General features: G+C 65.1%; 18 protein-coding genes and 5 tRNA genes. 8 read left to right on the forward strand and 15 right to left on the reverse strand.

What is annotated here, in order from left to right; genetic code table 11:
• Positions 1-16: 16 nt before the first annotated feature.
• The gene (locus NJD74_RS04500; protein WP_319623733.1) at positions 17-1072 is read left to right on the forward strand and encodes a glycosyltransferase family 9 protein; all 1056 of its coding nucleotides are present in this window, start codon (positions 17-19) and stop codon (positions 1070-1072) included.
• Here the strand turns inward: NJD74_RS04500 and NJD74_RS04505 are convergent.
• Positions 1051-1458, reverse strand: coding sequence for a DUF6165 family protein (locus NJD74_RS04505; RefSeq protein WP_019185792.1), 408 nt, complete (start codon positions 1456-1458; stop codon positions 1051-1053). The two genes, NJD74_RS04500 and NJD74_RS04505, sit on opposite strands and share 22 nt — an antisense overlap.
• 464 nt (positions 1459-1922) lie before the next feature.
• Positions 1923-2013: transfer RNA gene (locus NJD74_RS04510), tRNA-Ser, on the reverse strand.
• Between the two features lie 165 nt (positions 2014-2178).
• Between NJD74_RS04510 and NJD74_RS04515 the strand changes: the two genes are divergently transcribed.
• A complete protein-coding gene (locus tag NJD74_RS04515; RefSeq protein ID WP_019185793.1) occupies positions 2179-2883 on the forward strand; it encodes a protein phosphatase 2C domain-containing protein in 705 nt (234 codons plus the stop codon).
• Between the two features lie 48 nt (positions 2884-2931).
• Here NJD74_RS04515 and dnaQ read toward each other — a convergent pair whose 3' ends face one another.
• From dnaQ to NJD74_RS04530, 3 genes are read right to left on the reverse strand one after another with little or no spacing between them, the layout of a single operon-like run.
• The gene (dnaQ, locus tag NJD74_RS04520) at positions 2932-3663 is read right to left on the reverse strand and encodes a DNA polymerase III subunit epsilon (RefSeq protein ID WP_319623734.1); all 732 of its coding nucleotides are present in this window, start codon (positions 3661-3663) and stop codon (positions 2932-2934) included.
• A 4-nt stretch (positions 3664-3667) separates the two neighbouring features.
• Entirely contained in the window at positions 3668-4120 is a 453-nt protein-coding gene (gene rnhA / locus NJD74_RS04525) for a ribonuclease HI (protein WP_019185795.1), read from the reverse strand.
• 11 nt (positions 4121-4131) lie between these two features.
• On the reverse strand, positions 4132-4776 hold the full coding sequence (locus NJD74_RS04530) for a methyltransferase domain-containing protein (protein WP_019185796.1): 645 nt from the start codon (positions 4774-4776) through the stop codon (positions 4132-4134).
• Positions 4777-4787: 11 nt separating this feature from the next.
• On the opposite strand from NJD74_RS04530, the gene gloB reads away from it, so the two are divergent.
• Both gloB and NJD74_RS04540 read left to right on the forward strand, forming a co-directional pair.
• A complete protein-coding gene (gene gloB, locus NJD74_RS04535; protein ID WP_019185797.1) occupies positions 4788-5555 on the forward strand; it encodes a hydroxyacylglutathione hydrolase in 768 nt (255 codons plus the stop codon).
• Entirely contained in the window at positions 5552-6766 is a 1215-nt protein-coding gene (locus tag NJD74_RS04540) for a lytic transglycosylase domain-containing protein (RefSeq protein WP_070426718.1), read from the forward strand. The genes gloB and NJD74_RS04540 overlap by 4 nt, the downstream gene beginning before the upstream one ends.
• A 71-nt stretch (positions 6767-6837) precedes the next feature.
• Here the strand turns inward: NJD74_RS04540 and NJD74_RS04545 are convergent, their stop codons facing one another.
• The 10 genes from NJD74_RS04545 to tig all read right to left on the reverse strand — a co-directional run bounded on the left by NJD74_RS04545 (position 6838) and on the right by tig (position 16062).
• Entirely contained in the window at positions 6838-8811 is a 1974-nt protein-coding gene (locus tag NJD74_RS04545; protein ID WP_070473765.1) for a peptidyl-prolyl cis-trans isomerase, read from the reverse strand.
• 211 nt (positions 8812-9022) lie between these two features.
• Positions 9023-9099 (reverse strand) — tRNA-Asp (locus NJD74_RS04550).
• Between the two features lie 90 nt (positions 9100-9189).
• Positions 9190-9266: transfer RNA gene (locus NJD74_RS04555), tRNA-Asp, on the reverse strand.
• A 107-nt stretch (positions 9267-9373) separates the two neighbouring features.
• Positions 9374-9450: transfer RNA gene (locus tag NJD74_RS04560), tRNA-Asp, on the reverse strand.
• 28 nt (positions 9451-9478) lie between these two features.
• A tRNA-Val gene (locus NJD74_RS04565) sits at positions 9479-9553 on the reverse strand.
• Between the two features lie 11 nt (positions 9554-9564).
• A complete protein-coding gene (locus NJD74_RS04570; RefSeq protein WP_019185801.1) occupies positions 9565-9837 on the reverse strand; it encodes an HU family DNA-binding protein in 273 nt (90 codons plus the stop codon).
• A 207-nt stretch (positions 9838-10044) separates the two neighbouring features.
• The gene (lon, locus tag NJD74_RS04575) at positions 10045-12519 is read right to left on the reverse strand and encodes an endopeptidase La (RefSeq protein ID WP_019185802.1); all 2475 of its coding nucleotides are present in this window, start codon (positions 12517-12519) and stop codon (positions 10045-10047) included.
• 142 nt (positions 12520-12661) lie between these two features.
• Positions 12662-13951 carry an ATP-dependent Clp protease ATP-binding subunit ClpX gene (clpX, locus tag NJD74_RS04580; RefSeq protein WP_019185803.1) on the reverse strand — a complete coding sequence of 430 codons (1290 nt, stop codon included), beginning with the start codon at positions 13949-13951 and terminating at the stop codon, positions 12662-12664.
• Between the two features lie 126 nt (positions 13952-14077).
• Positions 14078-14704: an ATP-dependent Clp endopeptidase proteolytic subunit ClpP gene (clpP, locus tag NJD74_RS04585; protein WP_019185804.1), complete on the reverse strand. Its 627-nt coding sequence runs from the start codon at positions 14702-14704 to the stop codon at positions 14078-14080.
• A gap of 65 nt (positions 14705-14769) precedes the next feature.
• Positions 14770-16062: a trigger factor gene (gene tig, locus NJD74_RS04590; protein ID WP_019185805.1), complete on the reverse strand. Its 1293-nt coding sequence runs from the start codon at positions 16060-16062 to the stop codon at positions 14770-14772.
• Between the two features lie 607 nt (positions 16063-16669).
• On the opposite strand from tig, the gene NJD74_RS04595 reads away from it, so the two are divergent.
• The 4 genes from NJD74_RS04595 to NJD74_RS04610 are packed head-to-tail and all read left to right on the forward strand — an operon-like array spanning position 16670 to position 19714.
• Positions 16670-19105 carry a DNA-directed RNA polymerase gene (locus NJD74_RS04595; RefSeq protein ID WP_319623735.1) on the forward strand — a complete coding sequence of 812 codons (2436 nt, stop codon included), beginning with the start codon at positions 16670-16672 and terminating at the stop codon, positions 19103-19105.
• Between the two features lie 41 nt (positions 19106-19146).
• The gene (locus NJD74_RS04600) at positions 19147-19287 is read left to right on the forward strand and encodes a hypothetical protein (protein ID WP_319623736.1); all 141 of its coding nucleotides are present in this window, start codon (positions 19147-19149) and stop codon (positions 19285-19287) included.
• Between the two features lie 11 nt (positions 19288-19298).
• Positions 19299-19571 (forward strand): hypothetical protein, encoded by a 273-nt coding sequence (locus NJD74_RS04605; RefSeq protein WP_319623737.1) that lies wholly within the window; start codon positions 19299-19301, stop codon positions 19569-19571.
• Positions 19568-19714 (forward strand): hypothetical protein, encoded by a 147-nt coding sequence (locus NJD74_RS04610; RefSeq protein ID WP_319623738.1) that lies wholly within the window; start codon positions 19568-19570, stop codon positions 19712-19714. The genes NJD74_RS04605 and NJD74_RS04610 overlap by 4 nt, the downstream gene beginning before the upstream one ends.
• The last annotated feature ends 7 nt before the right edge of the window (positions 19715-19721 follow it).

Below are 19721 nucleotides of genomic sequence, written 5' to 3' on the forward strand. Positions count from 1 at the left end.
CGAGTCTAACAACACCATGGCACCATCGTCCTCTTCCTTGTGTCTTTTGCGTTTGTCCGCGCTGGGGGACGTGACCCATGTGGTGCCGCTGGTACGCACCCTGCAGCAGGCCGATCCCGGGGTGTCGCTGCACTGGATCATCGACAAGGCAGGCCACAAGCTGCTCGATGGCCTGCCAGGCGTGACCTTCCACAGCTACGACAAGAAGACCGGCCTGGCCGGCATGCGTGCCCTGCGCGACAGCCTTCCCGCCGGGCGCTTCGATGCGCTGCTGCAGATGCAGGTGGCTTTCCGTGCCAACGTGCTGTCCGCCTTCGTGCCGGCCAAGCGCCGCATTGGCTACGACAAGGCCCGCTCCAAGGATCTTCACGGGCTGTTTATCAATGAGCGCATCCCCGACCGCCCCGGCATCCATGTGCTGGATGCGATCGGCAGCTTCTGCGAACCGCTCGGCCTGAAGCAGACCGAGGTCAGCTGGGACCTGGCCGTGCCGCCGGCCGCGGTCGAGTGGGCCAACGCCCAGTGGACCGACGATGGCCGCCCGGTGCTGATGATCTCGCCCTGCTCCAGCCATGTTCGCCGCAACTGGTATGCCGACCGCTATGCGGCCGTGGCCAACCACGCCACCTCACGCGGCTGGCGGGTGGTGCTGTGCGGTGGGCGCAGCGAACTGGAGCGCGGCATGGCCGATGCGATCCAGGCCCAGCTGGCCACGCCGGCGCTGGACCTGGTCGGCAAGGACACGCTCAAGCAGCTGCCGGCGCTGTTGGCGCGCGCCGCGCTGGTGATGACGCCCGACTCGGGCCCGATGCATATCGCCAACGCGATGGGCACCAAGGTGCTGGGCCTGCATGCAGCGAGCAACCCGCACCGCAGCGGCCCCTACTCCGACCGCCGCTACTGCGTGGACCGTTACGACGATGCCGCGCGCAAGTTCCTGGGCAAACCGGCCAGCGAACTGAAGTGGGGCGCGAAGGTCGAGTTCGACGACGTGATGCAGTTGATCACCGTCGAGGACGGCATCGCCGCCTTCGAACGGTATGTCGCCGATTACGCGCCGCGCGGCGCGTAATCCTTGTACGACTTCTCTTCCACGTAGAGCGAGCCCAGCGCCAGGTTGATGTCCTTCTTGATGCGGGCGCGCTCATCGTTCTGCTGGTAGACGCTGCGCGCCAGCTCGACGAAATGGTCGTCGAAGGCCTGCGCCTTGTCCTGCAGGCGAATGTTGTCTTCGATGTCCCACAGGCGCTCGTTGACCGCCTTGAGCTCGGCACGCAGGCGCGCGATGTCCTTGACCCCGGCCGGGTGCGCCATCCAGGTCTTTTCCAGCGCGCTCAGTTCGGTGCGGATGTTGGCCAGCTTGGCCTCGTCGCTGATGCGCTCGGACTTGATCTGCAGAATCGAGATCTTGTCGAGCAGTTCACCGAAGGACACGGGGACAAGGATTTCAGCGGTCATGGGGGAGATCCGTTACGTGAGGTGGGCAGTTTAGCGGAGCGCAGGTTGGCGGGGTGTGGGGTGGGGGTGCGGGCCCCGGGTAGAGCCACGCCATGCGTGGCTGCGCGATGGCCGCTTCATTGGGATTGCTGGGTGCATCCATGCACCCAGCCCTTCCGCGCTTGCGCGCTCCAGGGCCGCGCCTCCTGGAGTTGGAGACGCCGTTGGCGATGAACTCGTCGCCACGCGCCCGGGAATGTCGGTGATGGCGCTGTGGCTTCGGAGACAGGGTGGCCGCTTCATTGGGATTGCTGGGTGCATCCATGCACCCAGCCCTTCCGCGCTTGCGCGCTCCAGGGCCAGACGTTCGTCTGTCCGGATCTGCTCCTGCAGATCCGTCGAACCCCCGTCGGGGGTTCTCGTCCGCCCATCAGGCCGGATAAAAAGAAAAGGGCCGCCCGTTGGGCAGCCCTTTTCTTTTTATCTGGCGGAGAGGGGGGGATTCGAACCCCCGAGGCGCTATAAACGCCTGCCTGATTTCGAGTCAGGTACATTCAACCGCTCTGCCACCTCTCCAGATGGTCCCGGCGAACCGGGACGCGAATAATACGGGTAGGACGCGCTGGCGACAAGTCATTGCGGGCAAAGAAGTGAATTTCTTCTGTATGGATGCCTTGCCGGATGTCCGGCGGGCCGCGATCATGCCGTTATCCCCCGCAATCCTTACCGGCACGCGCCTTCATGATCGAATTCGGACACCTGACCCACCCCGGCCTGCGCCGTGACCTCAATGAGGATACGTATTACGGCGATGGCGAACTGGCGCTGTGGCTGGTCGCCGATGGCATGGGCGGGCACGCCTGTGGCGAGGTGGCCAGTGCGCTGGCACGCGAGACCATCGTGCGCGAGATCCGCCGCGGGGCGACGCTGGCGCATGCCATCCGGATCGCCGATGAGGAGATCATCCGCACCTCGCGCCGCCGCAATGACAGCCTGCCGATGGGCACGACGGTGGTGGCCGCGCGGGTCCAGGGCAATCGCTACGAGGTGGCGTGGGTGGGCGACAGCCGCGCGTATCTGTGGCGCGACGGCAAGCTGGCCCAGCTCAGCCAGGATCACAGCGTGGTCCAGGAACTGGTCGCGCAGGGCAATCTGACCGCCGAGCAGGCACGCGCGCATCCGCACCGCAATGTGGTGACCCAGGCGCTGGGCGTGACCGATCCGGCGCACCTGAATGTGGCGACCACCACCGGTGAACTGCGCCCGGGCATGCAGCTGCTGCTGTGCAGTGATGGGCTCACCGAGGAGGTCGAGGACAAGGGCATTGCCCGTACCCTCGCCTTCGACGATGCCAGTGCGCAGGAATGCGTGGATACCCTGGTCGCCGCCGCACTGGATGGCGGCGGCTCGGACAACATCACCGTGATCCTGGTGCGATGCCACTGAGGCAGGCATCCCGACCAACGGTCGGGATCTACCGCCGGGGTCGGGCCCTCAGGCGCTGACCGCTTCCACCGCTTCAGGCTCACCATCCCAGATCGCGCGGCCGGCCTTCTTGCGCAGCTTGGCCAGGCGCGCTTCGTGTGCTTCCAGCTCCGAGGCGGTGGCGACCACGCGCGGGCGTGGCAGCAGGCGCGAGGTGTCGAAGGTCTGCACGTGGGGGCTGCCGGATTTGCGGTCGTCGGCCGCGCCGAAGCCGATTTCTTCCTGGCCCGAGGTCAGCGCGATGTACACATCGCCCAGGATCTGGGCATCGAGCAGGCCGCCGTGCAGCTGGCGGTGGGCGTTGTCCACGCCCAGGCGCCGGCACAGCGCGTCCAGCGAGTTGCGCTGGCCGGGAAAGCGCTCACGCGCCATCTTCAGCGTATCGATCACCGTGCAGCGGTCGGTGATCTTGCCGTAGTGCTCGCCAAGCAGCGACAGCTCGTTGTCCAGGAAGCCCAGATCGAACGCCGCGTTGTGGATGATCAGCTCGGCGCCGTCGATGTAGGCCAGGAATTCGTCGACGACCTGGGCGAAGTCCGGCTTGTCGGCCAGGAATTCCAGGGTCAGGCCGGTGACTTCCTGCGCGCCCTGCTCGAACTCGCAGTCCGGCTTGAGGTACTGGTGGTAGTTGTTGCCACTGGGGCGGCGCTCGAGCAGTTCCACACAGCCGATTTCGACGATGCGGTTGCCCTTCCGCCACTCCAGGCCGGTGGTTTCGGTATCAAGGATGATCTGACGCATGGGCTCAGTGTACCGGGCCAGCGGCACGGATCCGGATCGCGGCGTCGCGCGCCAGCTGGTCCACGCGCTCATTGTCCGGATCGCCGGAATGCCCCTTGACCCAGCGCCAGTCGATGGTGTGCTTGAGCGTGGCCGCGTGCAGGCGCTCCCACAGCTCGCGGTTCTTGACCGGCGAGCCGCCCGCGGTTTTCCAGTTTTTGCGGATCCAGCCGGGCATCCACTCGGTCAGGCCCTGGCGTACGTACTGCGAATCGGTGTACAGCACGATGTTGCATGGCTCGGTGAGCGCTTCCAGCCCCGAGATGGCCGCCATCAGTTCCATGCGGTTGTTGGTGGTATGCGCTTCACCACCGCTCAGCTCACGCTCGTGCGCGTTGTAGCGCAGCAACGCCGCCCAGCCGCCCGGGCCGGGATTGCCGAGGCAGGAACCGTCGGTGTGGATTTCTATCGTCTTCATTCCATTCCAGATCAGGTGGCCACGGTCCCGTGCCAGCGTGGCAGGGCCACGGGCGTCGGTCCCGGCAGGGCCAGAGTGCGTTTTTCAGCGGTGAACAGACAGGCCGCGCGCAGTGGAGCGAGGTCGCGCCGGGCCGGCGAGCGGTCGCGCCACATCGGGCCGAGGTAGTGCAGGTCTTCGCAGCTCAGACCGGCCTGCGTGAGGGTATGGCGCAGCCGCTGCGGGCTGCGCACCACCAGTCCGTGGTGGCGCCACTGCCGGCGGTACGGGCTGAACGGGTTGAGCGTGGACAACCACAGGCGGCCGCCCGGCATCAGCACCCGCGCGCACTCGTCGATCAGCTGCTCGGCATCGCGCGCGGTGACGTGCTGCAGGATGATCGCGTTGACGCTCTCGTCCGGCAGCGGCAACGGCAGCCCGCAGTGCACGTCCCCGGCGTAGCTCGCTCCGTCGCGGAACAGCCCCAGGCCGCGACCGGGCAGTTCGACGCGCTCCAGCCAGCCGGGCGTCGGTGCCACCCACAGCCAGGGGTTCACCGGGCGCTCGGCGAGCAGGCTGCGCAACCGCTCGGATTCCAGACGGCACAAGGCTTGTGCCGGTTCAGTATCAAACCAGGATGCGACTGTCGCTTGACGGGGGCTCGGCGCGGGGGGCATGGTCCAATTCTATGCGACTGACCGCCCTACCCGCGTTTGCGGACAATTACATCTGGGCGCTGGTCGCCGACGACGGCCGCGCCGTGGTCATCGACCCCGGCCAGGCCGACCCCGTTCTGGCTGCCGCAGCGCAGCAGGGATGGGTTCCCCACAGCATTCTGCTGACGCATCACCACGATGATCACATCGGCGGCGTGGCAGAACTGCAGGCGCGTTTTCCGGCGGTGGAGGTTTACGCGCCAGAAGAACCGCGCATCCAGGTGGCCGCCCATCGGGTCGCTGAAGGTGAATGCGTTCAGGCATTGGGGCTGGGGTTCCACGTAGTATCCGTGCCCGGGCACACCCGGAGCCATATCGCATTTCACACCGCTGAACACCTTTTCAGTGGCGATGCGTTGTTCAGCCTGGGCTGTGGGCGCATGTTCGAAGGTACGCCTCCCCAGCTTCTGGCATCCCTGCGGAAGCTGGCGTCCCTGCCAGCGCAACTGATGGTCTGTTGCGCCCACGAGTACACCCTGTCCAATGCCGTCTTCGCGCGGCATGTAGACCCCACCAACGCTGCGCTGTCGCAGCGCCATGAGGAGGCCTTGGCCATGCGCCGCGATGACCTGCCCACGCTGCCGGTTTCACTGGCAAGCGAGCTGGAATGCAATCCGTTCCTGCGTACGAACACCCCCGCCATCCAGGCGGCTGTCAGCGCCCATCTTGGGCGTCCCGTAACCGATGAAGTGGATGTTGTCGCAGGCCTGCGGCACTGGAAAGACGGATTTCGAACATGAGTCGGCGATTGTTGCCGCTCGCGCTGGGCCTGGCGATCGCCGTGGCCGGCAGCGCGGGCGCCCAGTCGTTGACCGCCGGCATGTCGCAGAACGTGGCCGGCCTGTCCTCCCTCCCCCTGACCGCTGCGGCGCTGCCGCCGGCCTCGGTGCGCAACGGGCAGGACATCTTCGCCAGCTTCCGCGATGGCCTGGCTGAACCTACCTGCGACGCCGAGGCGACCAGCCCGCGCTGGCAGAAGCAGTTCGCGCATGCCCCCTCGCGCCTGGCCAACCAGGACGATGACGCCCTGGTGCTGTTCGGCTATGTGGTGGAAGAGCTGCGCAGATCCGACCTGCCGACCGAATTTGCGCTGATTCCCTTCGTGGAAAGCGGCTACCGGCCCAACGCCCGCAACGGCGGCGGCCCGGCCGGCCTGTGGCAGTTCATCGCCACCACCGCCAAGAACCACCGCGTGCAGATGACCCCGGGCTACGACGGCCGCCTCTCGGCGGTGGATTCCACCCAGGCCGCGGTGCGTTACCTCAAGACCCTGCACGGCATGTTCGGCGGCGACTGGCGCCTGGCCACCATGGCCTACAACGCCGGCGAGTACCGGGTCCTGCAATCGCTGCGCAAGGCCGGCATGAACGCGCAGAACGCGCGTCCGGCGGAGTTGCCCGGCCTGTCGCCGGTCACCTATGCCTATGTCGAGAAGCTGCACGCGCTGGCCTGCGTGCTGGAAGACGCAGAAACCGAGCCAGCCGTGATGGCCTCGCTGGACCGCACCGTGCCCGTGCTGAAGGGGCATACCCTGCCGGCGGGCACCAGCGTCCAACAGTGGGCCCAGCAGCGCGACCTGGATCCGGCCCGGATCGCCCGGCTCAACCCGGCCCTGGCCAGCGGCAAGGGCCGCCCGGCCGGCCAGGTGACGGTTCTGGCCCCGACCGCGCATGCGCCGGTGGATGCCAGCGCCAGCGTGGCCGCCATTGCGGTGGCTCCCAGCGCACCGGTGGATAGCCCGGCGGCCCGTACGGCGCCTGCGCCGGCCGCCACCCGCACGGTGGCCAGCGCGGATCGTCCGCGGAGCCGCCGCCACACCGTGCGCGATGGCGAATCGCCCTGGACCATCGCCCGCCGTTACGGGATGCCGTTGAAGGCCCTGCTGTCGCTCAATGGCCTCAGTGGCAGCAGTGTGCTCAAGCCGGGAGCGGTGTTGCGCGTCGAAGACTGAGCGGCGCCCAACCCCAACGCAAAAAGCCCGGCATCGCCGGGCTTTTTGTTGTTCAGCAGAAGCCGCCCCGGTTAGAGGTTGGCTTCTTCGGTCTGCACCTTGAAGTGCTTGCGCATCGCTTCGACGTAGGCCTTGGCGGCGGCCATGCCGTCGATCTGGCTCAGCTGCTCCTTGAGCTGCTGCTGCTGGGCCGCGTCCACTTCAGCAACGTTGCCCGGGGTGACCTTGGTCACCGCGTAGATCACGTAGCGGCCCTGCACGGCGACCTTGCCGTAGCTGGCCTTGCCTTCAGCGGGCAACGGCGCGCTGAACACGGCACGGTTGATTTCCGGGGTCGGCACCGGCTGGGTGCGCGGCAGGCCCGGCAGCGGGCTGATCTGCAGCTTCTCGCTGGTCGCCAGCGCCTGCAGGGTCTGACCGGCCTTCAGCTTGGCCAGCACGGCATCCACGGCCTTCTCCGACGCCTGGCGGGTGCGGTCGGCATGGATCGCGGCGATGACCTGCTCACGGGCCTTGTCCAGCGGCAGCGCCTGTTCCGGGCTGTGCTCGGTCACGCGGATCATCACGTTGTGGTTCGGACCCAGCTCGATCGGGTCGCTCACCGTGCCGTCCTGGGTCAGGATGTCGGAGAACGCCGCGCGCAGCACGGCCGGGTTGGCGGCGATGCCACTGGCGGTGGTGCGGGTGAACGGACCGATGGTCTGCACCGGCAGGCTCATGTCCTTGGCCGGGCCTTCCAGCGAGGTCGGGTTCTTGTAGACCAGATCGACCAGGCGGCCGCTCAGCTCGGTGAACACGCGGTCGGTGTCGGCCTTGAGCTGCTCGGCAGCCAGCTGGTCACGCACCTCGTCGAAGGAACGGCCTTCGCCGCCCTTGGTCTCGCGCAGCTTGAGCACGTGGAAACCGAAGTCGGTCTTGACCGGACCGGTCACCTCGCCCGCCTTCATGGCGAACAGGGCATCTTCGAACGGCTTCACCATCGCGCCGCGTTCCACCCAGCCCAGGTCACCACCGGTGTCCTTGGAACCGGGATCTTCGGAGTTGGCCTTGGCCAGTGCGGCGAAGTCGGCACCCGGTGCCTTGGCTTCGGCGGCCAGGCGGGTTGCCTTCTCTTCAGCCGCCTTGAGCTTGGCCGGATCGCTGCCATCGGCGGTGATCAGGATGTGCGAGGCCAGACGCTGTTCCGGCGTGGCAAAGCGCGCCTTCTCATCGTCATAGCGCTTGCGCAGCGTGGCTTCGTCGGCGGCCGCCGGCGCAGGCAGGTTCGCGCCGTTGATTTCGACGTATTCCAGCGACACGGTTTCCGGCTGGCGGAAATCCTTGGTGTGGCTGTCATACCACTGCTTGATCTGTGCCTCGGTCACTTCGGCGGTGTCGGCCGGGGTTTCCGGCAGCGCGGCCAGTTCGACGTCACGCGTTTCACCGAGCAGCTTCATCAGGCGCTCGGCTTCGCTCTGGGTGGTGAACCCGGAACGCTGCAGGGCCGACGGAATGATCGACTGCTGGATGCTCTCGCGCACCAGCGCTTCGAACTGCGTCGGCGTGCGCGGCGGATTGCCGCTGGCCAGCGCGATGCGGTAGTTGTCCTGGTTGAACTTGCCGTCGGCACCGAGGAAGGCCGGGATCGAGGCGATGTACTCGCGCACGGCGGCATCGCCGATCACGATGCCGGACTGTTCGCCGGCCAGGCGCACGACCTGCTCATCGATCATCTGATCGAGCACGGCCAGCTTGCTCTCCGTGCTTTCGAACTGGCGCGGATCGAAGTCCTCGCCCTGCTCCTGGCGTGCCTGCTGGCGCGCCTGCTCGAAGCGCACGCGGAAATCGTTGGAGCTGATCTCATGGTGCTGCCACAGGAACGAGACCGGCCACCACGACGGGGCGGACTTCCACCAGGTCGGCGGGGCGGCCACTTTGGCCACGTTCTGCGAGCCGACGCCACCGAGGTAGCTGGAGTCGATCACGAACAGGAACGGAATCATCAGCAGCCCCAGGATCACGGTAACGATCCAGCCCGAGGTCTTGTCGCGAAGTTTCTGCAGCATGGGAAAAATCAAGGCCTGATTGGCGAGCCCGGCAGTGTAACCCGCTTCGCGGCAGGCTCCAAAAGTGCCCGCGCCGGCCCCTGCGCGCGATCTGCCCGGTGCCGCACCCGCTGATCGCGGCGGGCAAACGGTGTGCGCCGCGCTGCCGATCAATCTGCTGGATTGGAAACAAAAAAAAGCCCTTGGTTTTCACCAAGGGCTCTTCAAGGATTGGCGGAGCGGACGGGACTTGAACCCGCGACCTCCGGCGTGACAGGCCAGCATTCTAACCAGCTGAACTACCGCTCCGCACTTGAAACTTTGCAGGCGCTCATTCTATCCGAAGATATTCAGATTGCCCACCCCGAAATGCTGCTTTTTTCGAGGTTTTTTTAAAACTGGCGGAGCGGACGGGACTTGAACCCGCGACCTCCGGCGTGACAGGCCAGCATTCTAACCAGCTGAACTACCGCTCCTTGTTTTAATTCATTCAGCCGACCAACGGTCGGCTCTACCGCCTTCACCGCGACATGCGTCGGCGGAGAAAACAAGGCCCCCGATTGCTCAGGGGCCTTCTTGAAACTGGCGGAGCGGACGGGACTTGAACCCGCGACCTCCGGCGTGACAGGCCAGCATTCTAACCAGCTGAACTACCGCTCCACATTTCAAAAATTTTACTGGCAGTGCCTGGTGGGTGCTGAGGGTTTCGAACCCCCGACCCTCTCCGTGTAAAGGAGACGCTCTACCGCTGAGCTAAGCACCCCAGCAAGCCGCTTAGTTTACGGCATCCTTCAGGGCTTTGCCAGCCTTGAACGACGGATTCTTCGACGCAGCGATCTTGATGGTGTCGCCGGTCTTCGGGTTGCGGCCGGTACGGGCAGCGCGGTCGCGGACCTGGAACGTGCCGAAGCCCACCAGCGTCACCGCGTCACCGCCCTTCAGGGCCTTGGTGACGGAAGCGATGACGGCATCAACGGCGCGGCTGGACTCGGCCTTGGTCAGGTCGGCGGCTTCAGCAACGGCGTCGATCAATTCGGTCTTGTTCATTCTCTACAGCTCCTTTGGCGGGGATTCCGCGGATTCAACATTGAGACACCCGACGACGATACGCCGTCGGATGCCAGTGAAGTTCTCTGTTCGCCGAATTCAGATGTACGCTGACTCGCGAGTGGTGCTTTTATACCAGTGCCCCCCTACCCGCGCAAGCTGAAAAGCCAATAACGACGCGGGTTTCGGGCATTTCCACAGGACGCGTCAGTGCTTGACGCGCGTTGTGGAAGCTGTCTTGGACTTGCCGCGTACCGTGACACGTTGCCCATCTTTCTTGGGCTTCGGTGCGGTCAGCGGGGCCTCCAGGGCCAGGTCGAGCACTTCCTCGATCCACTTCACCGGCACGATCTTCAGATCGCGGGTGACATTGGCGGGGATATCGGCCAGATCCTTGCGGTTCTCCTCGGGAATGATGACCGTGGTGATGCCGCCGCGCAGCGCCGCCAACAGCTTCTCCTTGAGGCCGCCGATGGCGGTGACGCGACCACGCAGGGTGATCTCGCCGGTCATCGCCACTTCGGCCCGGATCGGCACCTTGGTCAGCGTGGACACCAGCGAGGTGACCATGGCGATACCCGCACTCGGGCCATCCTTGGGGGTGGCGCCATCGGGCACGTGGACGTGCACGTCGTGCTTCTGCAGGAACTCATTGTCGATGCCCAGCCGCTCGGCACGCGAGCGCACCACCGACAGGGCCGCCGAGGCGGATTCCTTCATCACGTTGCCCAGCTGGCCGGTGAGGATCAGCTGGCCCTTGCCCGGCACCAGGGTGGATTCGATCTGCAGCAGATCGCCGCCCACTTCGGTCCAGGCCAGGCCGGTGACCAGGCCCACTTCGTTCTGCTCTTCGGCACGCCCGAAATCGACGCGGCGAACCCCCAGGTACTTGTCCAGGTTCTTGCCGTTGACCACCACCAGCGCCTTCTTCTTCGCGCTGGCCTTCTTGCCGGCCTTGGCCGGCTTGGCCGCCTTGGCGGGCGCTACGGGACCGGCAAGCGCGATTTCCTTGACCACCTTGCGGCAGATCTTGGCCACTTCGCGCTCGAGGTTGCGCACGCCGGATTCGCGCGTGTAGTAACGCACGATGTCCTGGATCGCATCGGCCTCGATCTCCAGCTCTTCCGGCTTCAGGCCGTTGGCCTTGATCTGCTTGGGCACCAGGTAGCGCATGGCGATGTTGAGCTTCTCATCCTCGGTGTAGCCGGGGATGCGGATCACTTCCATGCGGTCCAGCAGCGGGCCGGGGATGTTGAGCGAGTTGGACGTCGCCACGAACATCACTTCGGACAGGTCCAGGTCCACTTCCAGGTAGTGATCGTTGAAGGCGTTGTTCTGCTCCGGGTCGAGCACTTCCAGCAGCGCCGAGGACGGATCGCCACGGAAGTCCATCGACATCTTGTCGATCTCATCGAGCACGAACAGCGCGTTCTTGCTGCCCACCTTGTTGAGGTTCTGCACGATGCGGCCCGGCATCGAGCCGACGTAGGTGCGGCGATGGCCACGGATCTCGGCCTCGTCGCGCACGCCACCCAGGCTCATGCGCACGAACTTGCGGTTGGTCGCCTTGGCGATGGACTGGCCCAGCGAGGTCTTGCCCACGCCGGGCGGACCGACCAGGCACAGGATCGGGCCCTTCATCTGCTTCACGCGCGACTGCACCGCCAGGTATTCCAGGATGCGGTCCTTGACCTTGTCCAGACCGAAGTGATCGGCGTCCAGCGTGTCCTGCGCGGCCTTGAGATCCTTGCGGACCTTGGTGCGCTTCTTCCACGGCACGCCCAGCAGCCACTCCAGGTAATTGCGCACGACCGCCGCTTCGGCGGACATCGGCGACATCTGCTTGAGCTTGTTGAGCTCGGCCTTGGCCTTGGTCTCCACCGGCTTGGGCATGCCCGCCTCGGCGATCTTGCGCGCCAGCTCGTCCATCTCGCCGGGCGCGTCATCCAGGTCACCCAGTTCTTTCTGGATGGCCTTCATCTGCTCGTTGAGGTAGTACTCGCGCTGGCTCTTTTCCATCTGCGACTTCACGCGGCCGCGGATGCGCTTTTCCATCTGCTGCACGTCGATCTCGCCATCGACCAGGCCGACCAGCATTTCCAGGCGGTCGCCGATCTGCAGCGTTTCCAGCAGGCGCTGCTTGTCGGCCAGGCGCACGCTGATATGCGCGGCGATGGTATCGGCCAGGCGCGCGGGCTCGTCGATGCCGGCCAGGGTCTGCAGCAGCTCCGGCGGCAGCTTGCGATTGGTTTTGACGTACTGCTCGAACAGCGACATCAGCGAGCGGGCGATCGCCTCGATCTCGCGCGGCTCACGCGATTCGTCCGATTCGATTTCCATGCCCACGCCGTGCAGCGAGCCATCACGCTCGGTCACGTCGGTGACGTTGACGCGCGACAGGCCTTCGACCAGCACCTTGATGGTGCCGTCGGGCAGCTTCAGCAGCTGCAGGACCTGGGCGAGCGTGCCGACCTGGTACAGATCGGCGGCGGACGGATCATCCGTCTCGGCGGACTTCTGCGCGAGCAGCAGGATGCGCTTGTCCGCTTCCATCGCCTGCTCCAGCGCATGCATGGACTTGTCACGGCCGACGAACAGCGGAATGACCATGTGCGGGAACACCACCACGTCACGCAGCGGCAGTACCGGCAGGTCGAGAGTCTCAGTTGGGGAACGGGCCATGTGGGCTCCAGTGGAACAGTGGGGATGGCCTCCGGGCGCCTCGCCCGGATACAAAAAAAGCCGATGGCCTCGTTATGGGGCCATCGGCTTCTAGATGCAAGCTGTTCTGAAAAATTTCTTTCAATTCAATTACTTGAACTGATTATTCAGCACCAGCCGCCTTCTGTTCAGGCGCCGGTGGCGTCTGGTAGATCAGGTACGGTTCGGACTTGTGTTCGATCACCGATTCGTCCACCACCACCTTGCTGACATTCTCTGCCGAGGGCAGGTCATACATGGTGTCCAGCAGGACCGATTCGACGATCGTACGCAGGCCACGGGCACCGGTCTTGCGCTTGAGCGCCTTGCGGGCAATGGCGGCCAGCGCGTCCGGACGGAACTCCAGCTCGACGTGCTCCATCTCGAACAGCTTCTTGAACTGCTTGGTGATGGCGTTCTTCGGCTCGGTGAGGATGCGCACCAGGGCGGCCTCGTCCAGCTCTTCCAGGGTCGCCACGACCGGCAGGCGGCCGACGAACTCCGGAATCAGGCCGAACTTGATCAGATCTTCCGGCTCGACTTCGGCCAGGATCTTGCCCACTTCCTGCTTGCGCTCGGAACTCTTCACCTTGGCACCGAACCCGATGCCGCCCGAATCGTTGGAACGCTGCTGGATCACCTTGTCCAGGCCAGCAAACGCACCGCCACAGATGAACAGGATGTTCTTGGTGTCCACCTGCAGGAATTCCTGCTGCGGATGCTTGCGACCGCCCTGCGGCGGCACGCTGGCCACGGTGCCTTCGATCAGCTTCAGCAGGGCCTGCTGGACGCCTTCGCCGGACACATCGCGGGTGATCGACGGGTTCTCGCTCTTGCGCGAGATCTTGTCGATTTCATCGATGTAGACAATGCCCTGCTGTGCCTTCTCGACGTCGTAGTCGCACTTCTGCAGCAGCTTCTGGATGATGTTCTCCACGTCCTCGCCCACGTAACCGGCTTCGGTCAGCGTGGTGGCGTCGGCCATGGTGAACGGCACGTTGAGCAGGCGGGCCAGGGTTTCGGCCAGCAGCGTCTTGCCCGAACCGGTCGGACCGACCAGCAGGATGTTCGACTTCGCCAGTTCGACCTCGTCGTTCTTCTGGCGGCTCTCGATGCGCTTGTAGTGGTTGTATACGGCCACGGCCAGGGTCCGCTTGGCGCGGTTCTGCCCGATCACGTACTGGTCCAGGACCTCGAGGATCTCGCGCGGCTTGGGCAGCGAACTGCGGGCCGACTGCGCCTTCTCCTCCAGCTCCTCACGGATGATGTCGTTGCACAGCTCGACGCATTCATCGCAGATGAACACGCTCGGACCCGCAATCAGCTTGCGCACCTCATGCTGGCTCTTTCCGCAGAAAGAGCAGTAGAGGATCTTGCCGGTGTCCGTGGAACGACCTTGGCGGTCTTCGCTCATGCTTCGCTTACCCAGTTACCCCACCCGACTGAACGGGGGTTCGATTCGAGAATAGCACAGGGTCAGGAGGACGCCAGTCCCGCCCGACCCGGTGGAAACAGGCCGGTTTCCCGGCCTGGTACAACGTTATGCCGGCTGGATCGACTCTTCCGGACGACGCTCCAGGACCTGGTCGACCAGGCCGTAGGCCACCGCATCGGCCGCGCTCTTGAAGTTGTCACGCTCGGTATCCCGGGCGATGGTCTCCAGCGACTGGCCGGTGTGCTTGGCCAGCACTTCGTTCAGGCGCGAACGAAGGGTCAGGATTTCACGGGCATGGATGTCGATGTCCGTGGCCTGGCCCTGGAAGCCGCCCAGCGGCTGGTGGATCATCACGCGCGAATTCGGCAGCGCGTAACGCTTGCCGGCCGCGCCGGACGCCAGCAGCAGGGCGCCCATGGAGGCCGCCTGGCCGACGCAGATGGTGCTCACGTCCGGCTTGATGTACTGCATGGTGTCGTAGATCGCCATGCCGGCGGTGACCACGCCACCGGGCGAGTTGATGTAGATGCTGATGTCCTTTTCCGGGTTGTCCGCTTCCAGGAACAGCAGCTGCGCCACCACCACGTTGGCCATGTGATCGTCGATCGGGCCCACGAGGAAGATCAGGCGCTCCTTCAACAGGCGCGAATAGATGTCATAGGCGCGCTCGCCGCGGCTGGTCTGTTCGACCACCATCGGAACCATGTTCAGGGCTGTGGTTCGGTTGTCCATTAGTGAGGCACCTATTTTGGGGGGAACGACCCCGCGCCAGGGCGCGGGGCGTAAAACACGACCGCTTACTGGCGGATCGCGTCCTGGAACGACAGCTTCTCTTCGGTGTGCTGGGCGCGCTCGGCGATCCAGTCGATCACCTGCTCTTCCATCACACGATTCTGCAGCCCACTCATCAGCTGGGGGTCGTTGCGGTACATCTCAATGACCTGCTCCGGCTCTTCGTAGGTCGAGGCGATCAGGCGCATGGTTTCATTCAGGCGCTTGGGATCCAGGCGCAGGTCGTTCTTGCGGGCCACTTCACCGACCAGCAGGCCGACCAGTACGCGCTTGGCGGCGGCGTCCTTGAAGCCTTCGTGGGCGTCGGCCGGGACGTCACCCGGGTTGCGGCCACTGCGGCGGATCTGCTCGAGCTGCTGGTCCAGCATGGCGCGGGCTTCGTTCTCGACCAGGCGCGGCGGCATTTCCACCGAGGCGTAGGCGGCGATCAGCTGCTCACCGACTTCGCGGCGCAGGCGGTTCATCAGGGCACCCTTGAGCTCGCGCTCCAGGTTGGCGCGGATGTCCTTGCGGAACTGCTCCACGTCGCCGCCCTTCACACCGAAGCTCTTGATGAACTCGGCATCCACCTCCGGCAGCACCGGCGCGGACACGTCCACCGCCTTGACGGTGACCTTGACCTGCTTGCCGGCCAGTGCCGGGACGCGCCAATCGGCCGGAAACTCGACGTCCAGGGTCTTTTCTTCACCGGCGGTCAGACCGACCAGGCCCTGTTCGATCTGCTCGAACATCATGCCCTGGCCCACGATCACGCTGCCCTTTTCGGTGCCTTCGGCCGGCAGGCGCTCATCGCCGGCCTGCGACCAGGTTTCCAGCGCGACCAGATCGCCGTCCTGGGCGCCACGGGTGACCGGGCTCCAGCTGCGGCGCTGTTCGCGCAGGTTGGTGATCATCTGGTCGATGTCGGCGTCGTTGATTTCAGCGGTGTGGCGCACCACGGTCAGCTTGCTGACATCCACGTCGCCGAAGTCCGGCACCAGCTCGACGGTGGCCACGAAGGACAGCTCGCCCTCGCCCTTGTCGATGCGCGGGGTGCCGGCGATGCGCAGCTCATGCTCGCGCAGGGCGGCATCGAAGGTCTCACGCAGCAGGCCATCGACGGCTTCGCTGCGGACCTGCTGGCCGAAACGCTGCTCGATCACCTTGGCCGGCACCTTGCCCGGGCGGAAGCCCTTGATGCGCGTGGTGCGGGCGATCTCGCCCAGACGGCCGCTGATGTGCGTCTGCAGGCGGTCTTCCGGCAGCGAGAAGGTCAGGCGGCGTTCCAGATTGCCAGTGGATTCGATCGAAGCTTGCATGTTGACTCCTGCCACCGGCGGCATGGGCCCCGGCACGATGTGATGGATGAAACGGGTTTTGGACGCGGGGTCGTGGACGCGCATGCCCGCCGCAGCCCTGTAGTTTCGCCGATAAACGCCAGCGCCGCCAGCGCGGGCCGAGAACGTCCGGGGGCCGCCAAGGGCCCAGCATGTGGCCGTCTCCCCGATCCGGGACGTGCCCATGGTCATGGTGCCGGCGAAAACGCCCTGCACTGGTGCGAAAGGGGGGACTCGAACCCCCACGCCTTGCGGCACTGGAACCTAAATCCCGACACCCCACCCCAAATCTCTAAAGATGTCAGTTGCTTAGGCCCCGACACAGTAACAGGTGACACCGCGGGTGACATACAGGTGACGCCAAGTGCCGCGGCAGGTGACACCAGGTGACGCGGAATAAAGTCGTCATCATCGGCGGGCCTCCCCCTAAGACAACACATTCAGAACCTACTCATTGCTGTTCACCAACAAGGACATCTACAGTTCAACCTAGGTCCACCCAGGACCAACAAATGATGACCCAAGGACCGTACCGGCGACCCCGGTGCGGTCCTTCTCTTTTGACTTTTGCATCCCCCGAGGGCAAATGATGACGACTTGGCAAGACAACGAACTGCACGCGGCCCAGCTTCAACTGGAGAAAGAAAGCACCTCGCTGGGCATCGCCCGGTACGAGAAGATCAAGGAGCAGCGCCAGCAGGCCGAGACCGGCCCAGGCCGCAAGCTCGTGATGGAAAGCCTGGACGCCACCGCCAAGGCCATCGCGGCCTTCGTGGCCGAAGCCGACACCGGCAAGCCGGGCAAGCGCCACGCCGCCCTCAAGTTCGTCCGCCACCTTGACCCGTTGGCCCTCGCCTATCTGACCTCCTTCACATGCGTCAACGCGCTGGTCGCTGACCACCGCAAGGCCGTGTCCGTGGCGATCACGCTGGGGCACGAGGTCGCCAACGAGATCAACTTCACCCTCCTCCGCCAGAAACACCCCGGCCTGTACCGGGTCGTCCAGGAACAGCTCAAGAAGTCCACCTCCTCCCGCCACTCGACGGCGGTCATGCGTCACGTCGTGCAGGAGGCCAAATGGGAACCCGATGACGAACCCCGCCTGACCTTGGCCGACAAGGACGCCCTGCTGGTCGGCATGAAGCTGATCGAGCTGTTCGTCGAGGCGACCGGGCTGATCGAGCTGGTCACCGTGACCGAACGCAGCAAGCGCCACCTGTTGATCGCGGGTAATCAAGCGATCCTCGACTGGCTGACCAAGGCCCACGACAGCGCGGCGCTGTACCAGCCGGTCCTGATGCCGATGGTCGTCCCGCCCCGTCCCTGGACCACCCCGCGCGACGGCGGCTACCTGACGGACATCGGCGGCCGTGCCGACCTGGTCCGCACGCGCAACCGCGCCTATAAGCGCGAGCTGGCGCTGGTGGATATGCCCAACGTCTATCAGGCCGTCAACGCGATCCAGGCGACGCCGTGGAAGGTGAACCGCGGCGTCCTGGAGGTCATGCGCGAACTCTGGAACGCAGGGGGCGGCGTCGCTGACCTCCCCGAGCGGGAGCTGGCAACCCTGCCGGACCGCCCGGCGATGCTGGACACCGACCCGGACTACTACAAGGAGCATCACGCCGACGAGTTCAAGGAGTGGAAGCGCGGACGCGCCAAGGTCTACGAGGCCAACGCTCGCTCGGTCTCCACCCGCCTCGCCTGCGCTCAGAAGCTCGCCCTGGCCGAGAAGTTCGTGGACTACCCGGCGATCTACTTCCCGCACAACCTGGACTTCCGAGGCCGGGTGTACCCCTTGCCGCCCACCCTCACGCCACAGGGCGACGACGCCGCAAAGGCTCTGCTGCACTTCGCGGAAGGCGTGCCGCTGGGCGAAGACGGCGCATTCTGGCTGGCGGTCCACCTCGCCAACTGCTTTGGCGTGGACAAGGTCTCCTTTGAGGAGCGCGTGCAGTGGGTACGTGACCACGAGGAGCAAATCCTCGACAGCGCTCTCGACCCGCTGGACGGCCAGCGCTTCTGGATTGACGCGGACAGCCCCTTCTGCGCGCTGGCTGCGTGCTTCGAGTGGCTGGGCTACACGCTGAACGGCCGTGACCACGTCTCGCACATCCAGGTCGCGCTGGACGGCTCCTGCAACGGCTTGCAGAACTTCTCGGCGATGCTGCGGGATTCCGTGGGCGGCGCTGCGACGAACCTGGTGCCCCAGGTCAAGCCCGCCGACATCTATACCCGCGTCAGGGACGTAGCCCAGGCCAAGCTGGAAGCCCGTGCGGCCGAAGGCGACGTCATTGCCATCAAGCTCGACGGCCAGCTCACCCGCGACATCGTCAAGCAGCCCGTGATGACCCTCCCCTACGGCGTCACCAAGTCGGGTATGCGGTCCCAAGTTCTCGCCAAGATGAAGAAGCTGGGCATGGGCGACGATTGGGAAACCGCCGAGTACCTTGCGGCGCTCCTGTGGGAGTGTATCGGCGAGGTCGTGATCGCCGCCCGCGCCGCGATGGATTGGCTGCGCGATGCGTCAAAGGTGGCCTCCTCGGCCGACCTGCCCGTCTGCTGGACGACCCCTGCCGGTTTCCCGGTCCTCCAGGAGTACCGAGAGGAGGAAGGCGTCCGCATCAATCCGCACGTCGGGGGGCGCAAGGTTAATTTAGTCGTCAACATCGGCGGTACTAAGCTCGACCGTCGCCGCCAGACCCTCGGAATCAGTCCGAACTTCGTCCACTCCTGCGATGCGAGCCACCTGATGCTCACCACCTGCCTCGCGGCAGAGAACGGCATCACCTCCTTCGCAATGATCCACGACTCCTACGGAACCCATGCCGGTCGCTCCGCGCTCATGGCTGCGGCGCTCCGACAGGCTTTCGTCGATCAATACAACGGCGACGTGCTGGCCGACTTCCGACAACAACTCATCGACCAGCTCCCGCCCGAAGCGGCCGAGCAACTACCCGTGCTTCCCCCGAGCGGTGACCTGGACCTGAGCCTGGTCCTGGATTCCGCGTACTTCTTTGCCTAGTTCATCCCCTTTTGGCAAGTAATCCCACAAGAGAGACATACATGAGCATCAACTATCAGTCTGCCCTGAACACCTACGTCGCCCAGGACGCCTACGGCGTTGTCCTCGGCATCTACGACCCGGCAAAGCACGGGACCGTCGAAGAGTTCAAGCACGCCATGACGGCAGAGTTCACCGCCTGATGCGTGAGCGCGTGACCGACGCGCTGCACAGCCAGACCGCCGAGAGCGCCGCAACAGGCGCTTTCGTCGTTTTGGACGCCGTGCAGCACCTGGGTTCCCCGGCGCGACAACTCATCGGCCTGGGCTGCGCCATGCGTGTCATCTGCGACACGTTGGGCTTCGACCCGAACGAAATCTTCCGTGTGGTCTCCCGCATGGAACAGGACTGCCAGTACAGGCAGGTCAACACCCTTTCGGCGGTCAAGCGGTACGCCGAGGGCGAACTGCGAAAGCTCATCCCGTGAGCCGCGACCCCGTCATCGACGCCTACATCGACGCGCTCTTGCTCGAAGGCGACATCCACGAAGCCGTCTACGGCAGCACTCCTTTCGATGTCGAGACGGACCTGCTGCGCGAAGGCGTGTTCATCAACCCCCTCAACGACTAAGGAACCC

The organism is Stenotrophomonas sp. RG-453 (assembly GCF_033843685.1).
Taxonomy (GTDB): domain Bacteria; phylum Pseudomonadota; class Gammaproteobacteria; order Xanthomonadales; family Xanthomonadaceae; genus Stenotrophomonas; species Stenotrophomonas bentonitica_A.

Coding starts and splice junctions, on each gene's coding strand:
- NJD74_RS04500 (WP_319623733.1), top strand. CDS start 17: ATGGCACCATCGTCCTCTTCCTTGTGTCTTTTGCGTTTGTCCGCGCTG.
- dnaQ (WP_319623734.1), bottom strand. CDS start 3,663: ATGCGTCAGATCATCCTTGATACCGAAACCACCGGCCTGGAGTGGCGG.
- NJD74_RS04505 (WP_019185792.1), bottom strand. CDS start 1,458: ATGACCGCTGAAATCCTTGTCCCCGTGTCCTTCGGTGAACTGCTCGAC.
- gloB (WP_019185797.1), top strand. CDS start 4,788: ATGCGACTGACCGCCCTACCCGCGTTTGCGGACAATTACATCTGGGCG.
- rnhA (WP_019185795.1), bottom strand. CDS start 4,120: ATGAAGACGATAGAAATCCACACCGACGGTTCCTGCCTCGGCAATCCC.
- NJD74_RS04595 (WP_319623735.1), top strand. CDS start 16,670: ATGACGACTTGGCAAGACAACGAACTGCACGCGGCCCAGCTTCAACTG.
- clpP (WP_019185804.1), bottom strand. CDS start 14,704: ATGGACAACCGAACCACAGCCCTGAACATGGTTCCGATGGTGGTCGAA.
- NJD74_RS04540 (WP_070426718.1), top strand. CDS start 5,552: ATGAGTCGGCGATTGTTGCCGCTCGCGCTGGGCCTGGCGATCGCCGTG.
- NJD74_RS04600 (WP_319623736.1), top strand. CDS start 19,147: ATGAGCATCAACTATCAGTCTGCCCTGAACACCTACGTCGCCCAGGAC.
- NJD74_RS04570 (WP_019185801.1), bottom strand. CDS start 9,837: ATGAACAAGACCGAATTGATCGACGCCGTTGCTGAAGCCGCCGACCTG.
- NJD74_RS04545 (WP_070473765.1), bottom strand. CDS start 8,811: ATGCTGCAGAAACTTCGCGACAAGACCTCGGGCTGGATCGTTACCGTG.
- NJD74_RS04530 (WP_019185796.1), bottom strand. CDS start 4,776: ATGCCCCCCGCGCCGAGCCCCCGTCAAGCGACAGTCGCATCCTGGTTT.
- lon (WP_019185802.1), bottom strand. CDS start 12,519: ATGGCCCGTTCCCCAACTGAGACTCTCGACCTGCCGGTACTGCCGCTG.
- clpX (WP_019185803.1), bottom strand. CDS start 13,951: ATGAGCGAAGACCGCCAAGGTCGTTCCACGGACACCGGCAAGATCCTC.
- tig (WP_019185805.1), bottom strand. CDS start 16,062: ATGCAAGCTTCGATCGAATCCACTGGCAATCTGGAACGCCGCCTGACC.
- NJD74_RS04515 (WP_019185793.1), top strand. CDS start 2,179: ATGATCGAATTCGGACACCTGACCCACCCCGGCCTGCGCCGTGACCTC.